This is a genomic window from Paramylibacter kogurei (genome assembly GCF_002742285.1).
Lineage (GTDB): Bacteria > Pseudomonadota > Alphaproteobacteria > Rhodobacterales > Rhodobacteraceae > Amylibacter > Amylibacter kogurei.
This window is the reverse complement of record NZ_MDGM01000016.1, coordinates 1-1,415: the sequence shown is the minus strand read 5'-3', so window position 1 is coordinate 1,415 and position 1,415 is coordinate 1. Positions and strand designations below refer to the sequence as shown.

Annotated in this window: 3 protein-coding genes; 1 reads left to right on the top strand and 2 read right to left on the bottom strand. The window is 42.0% G+C overall.

Annotated features, from left to right (window positions below; genetic code table 11):
• The coding region (locus tag BFP76_RS14565; protein ID WP_133117447.1) for an integrase core domain-containing protein at positions 1–463 on the top strand (463 nt) is incomplete at its 5' end.
• Here BFP76_RS14565 and BFP76_RS14560 read toward each other — a convergent pair.
• Positions 460–708 (bottom strand): hypothetical protein, encoded by a 249-nt coding sequence (locus BFP76_RS14560; RefSeq protein ID WP_099594696.1) that lies wholly within the window; start codon positions 706–708, stop codon positions 460–462. The two genes, BFP76_RS14565 and BFP76_RS14560, sit on opposite strands and share 4 nt — an antisense overlap.
• A gap of 94 nt (positions 709–802) precedes the next feature.
• On the bottom strand, positions 803–1,216 hold the full coding sequence (locus BFP76_RS14555; protein WP_133117446.1) for a hypothetical protein: 414 nt from the start codon (positions 1,214–1,216) through the stop codon (positions 803–805).
• Positions 1,217–1,415 lie beyond the last annotated feature (199 nt).

The following is a 1,415-nucleotide window of genomic DNA, read 5'->3' as shown; positions in this document are numbered from 1 at the left end:
CAATGGGCGCAGCTACAAGATGCTGACAGTGCTTGATGAATATACCCGCCAAGCGCTGTGCGTAACGGTGCGACCCAAAATGAATGCAAACGATGTTTTGGACGCGCTTTATCCTTTACTGATGAAGCATGGAAAGCCTGAATATATCCGTTCGGACAACGGCCCAGAGTTCATCGCGGCAGCCTTACAAGACTGGCTCAGAAAGGTCGATATTAAACCAATCCATATCTATCCTGGGTCACCATGGGAAAACGGTTATAATGAGAGGTTCAACGGAACTTTAAGGCAGGAGGTGCTAAACGCCGAATGGTTCCACAGTGTCAGGCAAGCACAGGTGGCTATAAATCTGTGGCTCAGAGAATATAACCACATCAGGCCACACCAGGCATTGAATATGCGCCCGCCAGTTCCAGAAACCTTATTAGAGAAAGCCAAAATTAGTGGTACAGAAAAATGGGGCTAGACAGGAGGCCATCCTTCAACCTGTTCAAGTAAAAATGGAATTCTTTCTATTGCCTCATGGCTTTTGGTCATCGTCATCGTCTTTCCTATGAGTATTCTCTTTTCTTGTTTTTTCTTTATGGCAATCATGGCACAATAGGCCTTCATTTTTTTCGGATCGCCACTGCCACCGTCTGCCAAACGCGTTTTGTGATCTACCTCCGCTCTATTTCCCGAAATTCGAACACCTTTTTGATTTCCACCCATTTGATTGTGAACATCTTGATCACATTCCTCGCATTTTCATTCGCGCGCCGCGTGGGGTAATATGAACGGTGAGTTAGCACCCTCTCTAGGCTTGCTAAAACTGTGAAAAGGCTGAAAGAAATTTTTGGGAGAATCTCTCTCTGAGTTCTTTAAATGAGAAGGCCTCATCCCCGATTGTGTTAAGAATTTTAACCTTATCAATAAGGTCAAAAAAGTTCTTTTCTCCTAGCTCACCGATCAAAATAATTTTTAGTATTTTTGGGTAGTATTCTGTATTTAACTTTTTTGGTGGAAATGCTTTTAAGCATACTTTTCCATCGAAATCTTCAAGTTCGAAACTCCATAAATTCGCATCTACAGTCAGGAATTTGTTATCTTTCAAATGATATTCAAATATTCCATCCCATTTCTTTGCGGGTATGCCTATTTGGACAGAAATGCCGTTATGGTGGCTTGAAATTTTCAACTGTTTTTGAATTTCCTTTAATATTTGTGATGGTGTGTCCATTGAAATCCATAGAGTCATTTGCTCCGGTGTCTTAGCCCCTTAAAACTGTGCCATTATTTGTTAGAGGTAGGAGGATCAGATAATGGCTCGAAAGCGTTACAAAGATGAAGATGCTTTAAAGGTATTGCGGGAGATAGAAGTGCATTTGCATGATGGCTTAGATGTTGTGAGCTCTTGCCGAAAAGCAGGCATATCAGAC

Excerpts from the sequence above, each read along its gene's own strand:
- BFP76_RS14560 (WP_099594696.1), bottom strand. The coding sequence starts at position 708 with ATGGGTGGAAATCAAAAAGGTGTTCGAATTTCGGGAAATAGAGCGGAG.
- BFP76_RS14555 (WP_133117446.1), bottom strand. The coding sequence starts at position 1,216 with ATGGACACACCATCACAAATATTAAAGGAAATTCAAAAACAGTTGAAA.